Annotated in this window: 5 protein-coding genes and 2 pseudogenes; 2 read left to right on the top strand and 5 right to left on the bottom strand. The window is 73.0% G+C overall.

Annotated features, from left to right (window positions below):
* Positions 1-681 (bottom strand): LacI family DNA-binding transcriptional regulator (locus ABZ484_RS38055; protein ID WP_358870527.1); only part of this gene is annotated, 681 nt, incomplete at its 3' end.
* Between the two features lie 246 nt (positions 682-927).
* Here ABZ484_RS38055 and ABZ484_RS38050 point away from each other — a divergent pair.
* Positions 928-1,938 carry a hypothetical protein gene (locus ABZ484_RS38050; protein ID WP_358870526.1) on the top strand — a complete coding sequence of 337 codons (1,011 nt, stop codon included), beginning with the start codon at positions 928-930 and terminating at the stop codon, positions 1,936-1,938.
* Between the two features lie 93 nt (positions 1,939-2,031).
* On the opposite strand, the gene ABZ484_RS38045 is transcribed toward ABZ484_RS38050, so the two are convergent.
* On the bottom strand, positions 2,032-2,562 hold the full coding sequence (locus ABZ484_RS38045; protein ID WP_358870525.1) for a DUF488 domain-containing protein: 531 nt from the start codon (positions 2,560-2,562) through the stop codon (positions 2,032-2,034).
* 186 nt (positions 2,563-2,748) lie between these two features.
* Between ABZ484_RS38045 and ABZ484_RS38040 the strand changes: the two genes are divergently transcribed.
* Positions 2,749-3,864, top strand: coding sequence for a PP2C family protein-serine/threonine phosphatase (locus ABZ484_RS38040; protein ID WP_358870524.1), 1,116 nt, complete (start codon positions 2,749-2,751; stop codon positions 3,862-3,864).
* Between the two features lie 12 nt (positions 3,865-3,876).
* Here the strand turns inward: ABZ484_RS38040 and ABZ484_RS38035 are convergent, their stop codons facing one another.
* From ABZ484_RS38035 to ABZ484_RS38025, 3 genes and pseudogenes are all read right to left on the bottom strand, one after another.
* Entirely contained in the window at positions 3,877-4,518 is a 642-nt protein-coding gene (locus ABZ484_RS38035) for an ATP-binding protein (protein ID WP_358870523.1), read from the bottom strand.
* A 51-nt stretch (positions 4,519-4,569) separates the two neighbouring features.
* Positions 4,570-5,445 (bottom strand): annotated as a pseudogene (locus tag ABZ484_RS38030) (right-handed parallel beta-helix repeat-containing protein); the annotation flags it as partial.
* A 228-nt stretch (positions 5,446-5,673) separates the two neighbouring features.
* A pseudogene (locus ABZ484_RS38025) lies at positions 5,674-6,078 on the bottom strand (carbohydrate binding domain-containing protein); the annotation flags it as partial.
* Positions 6,079-6,541: the final 463 nt, after the last annotated feature.

Here is a 6,541-nt window from a genome sequence, read left to right as displayed (position 1 = left end):
GACGAGCGACTGGTCCGCGCCGTGGCCCGCGGCGTCCATCGCCTGGGTGTAGCCGTCCAGGCGGCAGCGGGCGGCGTACATGTCCAGCGGCCCGGTGATGGTGGCGACGGTCCGGCGTCCCCGCCGGAGCAGGTGCTCCGTCGCCGACCGCGCGCCGCCGACGTTGTCGGCGTCGACGTACGACATCCACTCCCGTTCCGACCGCCGCCCGCTCAGCACCGTCGGCACCCGCAGGCGTTCCAGCAGACCGGGCAGCGGAGCGCCCTCGTGCACCGACACCAGCAGCACGCCGTCGACCCTGCCGGCCTCCAGGTGCTGGGCCAGCCGACGCCGCTCCTGGGCGGAGCGGATGAGCATGAGCAGCAACTGCATGTCCGTGTCGGCCAGTTCCGCGCTCACTCCGCGCAGCACGTCCAGGAAGAACGGCTCGGCGCTGAGCCGGGTCTCGGGTTCGGGGATGACCAGGGCGATCGCGTCCGCGCGGTCCGCCGCGAGCGCCCGTGCGGCACGATTGGGTACGTACCCCAGCTCCGCGATCGCCTCCTCCACGGCCGCCCGCGCCTGGGGGCTCACATGGGGGGCACCGTTGATCACGCGCGAGACCGTGCCCCGCCCGACGCCGGCCCGTTCGGCGACCATCTCCAGCGTCGGCCGGCCGCCGCGCCGTCCACCCGCACTCATCCGCGCCCTTCCTCACCGAGGTTGACAAATCGTCAGTCGCACTGATTCACAGCGTTCGTCCCCTTGACATCCCCCCGGGAACGGTGGACCGTCATTATGCCCGCTGGGAGCGCTCCCATGGGAGCGCTCCCAGATCTTGTCCCGCACCGACCGCACCGGCGCCCGCGCCACCGCTCCTGTCGTCGCGCCCTCGCCTGTTCGATTTATCGTTCGATAGCCTGGAGGGGTGTGTGGGAGGCGATCGAGATGAGCGCGGCGGCAGCACCGGGACGAGGCGAGCCGACGGTGATGCATGTGCGCTGCCCGGACCGCCTTCCCGAAGAGCTCTACCGGCAGGTCCTGGAACAGCTGGCGGACCTGTCCCCGGTGGTGCGGGCGCTGCCCCCGGCGGCGGCACTGGTGGAACTGAAGGGTGCGCTGCGCCACCACGGCACGGACGCCCGCGGGCTGGGCGAGATCCTGCGGCTCCGCACCGTCTCCCGCCTCGGGGTGGACGTCCGCGTCGGCATCGGCCCCTCGATCACGGTGGCGGCCACCGCGTCCGCCCGGACACCGGAGCCCGGTGGCGTCCTGGCCGTCGCGGCCGACCAGGTCACCGACTGGCTGGCGCCCCTGCCCGTGGACGCCCTGCACGGCATCGGCCCCCGCCAGGCCGAGGCCCTGCACGACTACGGCATCCACACCGTCGGCCTGCTCGCCGCGGTACCCCAGGCCCTCGTGCAGCGCCTGCTCGGCGGCCGGGCCGGCCGGCAGGCCGCGGACCGGGCCCGCGGCATCGACCCCCGCCCCGTCGTCCCCCAGGCCCTGCCCGCTGCCGCCGCGGTCCGCCGCACCTTCCCCCGGCACACCCTCGACGGCGCCCAGGTCCGCGCCGCCCTGCTCGGCCTTGTCGTACGGCTTGGCCGGCTGCTGCGCCGGCGCGACCAGGCCGCCCGCGCCCTGACCCTGGCCCTGAGGTTCGCCGACGGCACCTCCTGGGAGAAGACCCGCCGCCTCACGGAGCCGTCCGCGCACGACGAGGAGCTGCGCACGGCGGCCTACCGGCTGATGGACGCGGCCGGACTCCAGCGCGGACGCCTCATCGGCATCGCGCTCAAGGCCGAGGACCTCGTCGACGCGGGCCAGGTCGCCCGGCAGATCAGTCTCGACGATGCCCGCGAGGCACGCCTGGCGGTCGAGGAGACGATGGACCGCATCCGGGACAGGTTCGGCCCCGACGCGATCGGCCCGGCCGCCGTGTTCCGCCGGGTCTCATGAGGCGCCGGACCAGGCGGCCTGCCGGGCGGCCTGCCATGGCGTCGGGTGGCGCGTGGCCAGGCCCCGGTCGCGTCCCCGCACCGGACGAGTGGCTCAGGACGGCTCAGGCGGGTAGGTGAGCCGCCCGTCGTGGACGCGCGCACGTTCGTCCAGTGCCGCGGGCTTCGTCGTCGTGGGCGACATGATGTTCACGACCTCGGCGCCCGCGACGATCAGCGCGTCGGTGATCAGCCTGCGGTGGCAGCGCCAGGGCACCGCCTCGCTGCACATGATCGCCGGCCGTTCGTGGCCGGCCAGCTCGAGCAGTTCGTCCAGGCCCTCGGCGAATTCGTCGGTGGCCATGTAGTCGGCGTAGTCGCGGAAGGCCTTGACCCGCCATGCGCCGTTCTCGCTCGGCACGCCCTTGGGGGTGTGCCGCCGGCCGCCCAGCTTCGGAATCCACCGGTAGGCGATGTCGGGAGGCAGCGCGTCGATGATCGCCTGCTGGTTCCACTGCGGGTGCTTGCGCGACGAGGGGTACGAACGCACATCGACCAGGCAGGTGATCCCGTTGTTCCGCAGCATCCCCAGCATCTCGCCGAAGTCCCGTGTCGAGTGCCCCACGGTGCAGATGCGGTTCGTCATCCTCCTTATGCTCGTCCGGTTCTCCCCGGTCGGCACGACCGGCCGGCGACCCTGGCTGTCCCGGCCACCCCGGCCAACGCCGGGCGTCCCGGCGATCCGGCCGCCCCCGCCCCCGCCCGGCGGTCGGGTGGTCCCAGCGGCCCAGCCGGGCCGGACGAGACCGAAGGGATGGGGCACATTGGAGACATGCGGTACCTCACCCGTGTGCGGGAGCTGTGGCGCTCCAGCCATGCGCTGGCGGCGGTTCCCGTCGGGCTGGTCGTGGTGATCACCTTGGTGGACATCCACTCGCCGGAGACCATCCACCTCGGACCGCTGCTCGTCGTGGCCCCCGCCATCACCGCCTCGTTCGGCGGCCACCGGCTGACCGGACTGATCGGGGCATTCGCGGTGGGGGCCCAGGTCCTCATCGCCGTGCTCCACGGCGGTCTGGCCACCGCCAATCACATCGCGCAGATCGTCGCCCTGGCGATCCTGTCGGTCTTCATCGTCTTCGTCTGTTTCGTCCGTGATCGGCGCAAGGAGGAGCTGGCACAGGTGCGGTCGGTCTCCGAGGCCGCGCAGCGGGCGCTGCTGCGCCCGCTGCCGCACCGTCTGGGCCCCCTGCACCTCGCGTGTTCGTATCTGGCCGCCGAGCGGGAGGCCCGTATCGGCGGTGATCTGTACGCGGTGACCCATGCCGACCACCGCGCGCGTGTGATCATCGCCGATGTCCGCGGCAAGGGGCTGGGCGCGATCGGCCAGGCGGCGATGCTGCTGGGCGCGTTCCAGGAGGCCTCGCACCATCACCCCACGCTGCCGGCCCTCGCCGAGGCCCTGGACGGCAGTGTCCGCCGGTACCACTCCCAGTTTCCCGAGGCGGACGAGGAGGCCCTGGAGCACTTCGTCACCGCGCTGCTGCTGGAGATCCCCGACCACGACCCGGAGGCCCGGATGATCGACTGCGGTCACCCGCCGCCGCTCCTGATCCACCAGGGCCGGGTGACGGATGTTGTCAGTCCTCACCCGGCACCTCCGCTGGGCCTGCACGGCCTGACGCCGGAGGCCTACGTCTCGTATCCGTTCACCTTCCAGGCCGGCGACACACTCCTCCTGTACACCGACGGCGTGCTGGAGGCGCGGGACCCCGACCGGGACTTCTATCCGCTCCGGGAACGCGTCGGCCTGTGGACCAGGAGCAGCCCCGAGGCACTCGTCCAGCGCATCCGAGGTGATCTGCTGGCCCACTGCGCCGGGGCGCTCGGCGACGACGCGGCGATCGTGGCCCTCAACCGCACACACGATTCGCGCACCGCCGTATGAGGGACTCGGCGATCACCGGTCCTCCCGCCCCGTCCCCCCGACGGGGAGGGTGCACCAGGTGGTCTTCCGGCCGGGGCCGTCCCGGCGTGCGCCCCAGGCCGACGCCATCGCCTGGACCAGGTGCATCCCACGGCCCTGCTCCTCCTGGAGGCCGGCGCGCCGGACGACGGGCCGCGCCGCGGAGCCGTCCGTCACCTCCACCAGCAGGCGGTCACCGATCTGCATCAGGTTCAGCGTGATCCATGCCTCGGGCGCGTGCCTGATCGCGTTGCCGACCAGCTCGCTGACGATCAGCCGGCCGTCGTCGACGGTCTCGGCCGGGCAGCCCCACGAGGCGAGGGCCGCGCCCACCGCCGTACGCACCCTGCGCAGCTCGGCCGCCACCGGCCACAGGTGGAGGTGCACGTGCCGGCCGATGCCCAGGTCGCAGTCGGCGCACACGAAGCGGGGGCGGTCGGCCGCTCCGGCGCCGGGGCCGTTCGGCGCGTCCTCCGGTCGCCGGGGGGCCTGCGTGGCGGACGGCTCCGGCCGCTCGCGGTCGCGAGGGGTGTACGGCTCGTCCTCGGGCTGCCGGGGGGTCTCCGTGCCGCGCGGCTCCGTACAGGAACGTGCCGTACGGCGGCGCGGGTCATGAACGTCTGTGGTCGCGGACATCGATACCCTCCCGAGGGTCCTTCACCGCAGGTGGCCGGCAGGGGTGGTGCGTCAGCCGATCGGGATGCCGGGGTTGGCCAGCCCGTCGCCGCCCGTCACGGTGTTGTCGGTGGTGATCGTCACCGGGCAGGACGCGGGGTCGTAGTTCGTGATGTCGAAGGCGTAGCGCTCGCTGCCGGTCGCGCCGGTGAGGTCGGAGTCGTTGCCGCGGAACACCGTGCGGCAGCCCCAGCCGGGCTGCTGGCTGTGCGTCTGGTAGCCGTCCTTGGTGGTGGTGGTTCCGGTGTTGTGCTCGACGACGTAGTCGTTGCCCTTGACGTCGACCCATGAGTCGTCGTAGTTACGGCCCGTCAGGCCGTCGCCGTAGAAGGTGTTGCCCGAGACCAGGCCTGCGCTGGTGCCTTCCTTGAGGTCGATGTTCTCGCCGCCGATGCGCGGACCGATGACGTTGTCGAGGATCTGCACATGGTCGCTGCGGTCGGTGAGGGTGTTGGCGGTGCCGACGTAGACGCCTTCGCCCTTGCCGTCCCCGGCCGTGCCGGTGTCGTGGATCGTGGAGTTCCGCAGGATCCCGTAGCTGCTGGAGGAGCGGAAGTGCACCCCTTCCATCGTGAGGTGGTGGACCGTGACGGAGTCGATCACGACGTGGTCGGAGGAGTCGACCACGATGCCCTTCTGACCGCCCGTCAGCGTCATGCCCTGGACGGTCCAGTAGCTCGCGTGGTCCAGGTGCAGGACGTAGCCGCCGCCGGTCGGGGGCACGAGGACGGCGGCGGGCGAGCCGACCAGGGTGATCCGGCGGTCGGCGGTGCCGGAGACGGTGGCGTCGAAGTTGCCGGAGTAGGTGCCGTCGGCGAGCTGGATGGTCCGGCCGGGTACGGCCGAGGCGAGTGCCGCCTTCAGCTCCTTGCCGTTGGTCACGCGGACGGTGTCGCCGGAGCCCGGAGGCGGGGTCGTGGCCGGAGCCGTCGTCGGGGGCGGGGTCGTCGTGGGCGGTGCGGTGGTCGTCGGCGGTGGGGTCGTGGGCACGGTGGTGGGGGAGGCCGTGGGGGACGGTGTCGGCGACGCCGTGGGTGAGGCCGTGCCCGGGGCCGTCTCGGCCAGCGACACGTCGTCCGCCCCGATCGCCCCGGTGCCGTACCAGCCGCTCACCGTGACGGTCACCTGTGTGGTGCCGGGCCCGGCGGTGAAGGGGGTGGTCAGCTGTGTCCAGTCCGTCGAGGCGGTCCAGTTCGAGGCGTCCACCCCGGTGCCGGTGGCGGAGAGACGGACGTAACCGCCCTTCACCCAGGCCCGCAGGACGTACGACGCGCCCGGCCGGACCTGGACCGTCTGGGCGCAGGGCGCGATGTTCTGACCGGTGGGGGCGGAGACGAGGGCGTATCCGCCGGAGTGCGGCGCGCCGCTGTCGGCGTGCGAATCCCCTGTGCAGGACCAGCCGGTGAGGTCTCCGGTCTCGAACCCGCCGTTGGCGATGGGCTCGGCGGCGGTCGCGGTGGCGCCCGGGAGCAGGAGGAACGCCGCGCCGGCGGTGAGGGCGAGGACGGCTCCCGCGCCCACGGCGCGGTGCCGGGGGTGCCGGAGCGGGGCGGGGCCCGTGGTGCGTGTCACGGCAGACTCCTGAGAGAGGCGGTGGGCGGGGCCCGGGTCGGTGCGAGCGGTGGGGACAGCGGGGACCGCGGGGATGGAGTCCCAATCTGGACTAGACCAATGGGTGCGTCAAGACTTCGCGCACACGGCGGAACGGCCGGGCCCGCGCACCGGGTGGCCGACGCGAACGCCGCGCGGGGGCATCGCCGTTGGTCCTGTCCGTGCTTGTCGAAATGCGTCGACGCGTCTCTTGACGCCGACAATTGGTCTGGACCAAGCTGAGGCGCGCGTTCGATCACCCCACACCGGCGCGGTCCACCGCGCCGCCCCACCGCCGAGGAGGACTCGCCCATGAGGCGTGTCACCCTGTCCCTCGCCACGGCCGCGGCCCTGCTGGCACCACCGCTCGCCGCGACCGGCGCCCACGCCGCGG

Source organism: Streptomyces sp. NPDC006393, from assembly GCF_040628575.1.
Classification (GTDB): Bacteria; Actinomycetota; Actinomycetes; order Streptomycetales; family Streptomycetaceae; genus Streptomyces.
This window is presented reverse-complemented; position numbering and strand designations above follow the sequence as displayed.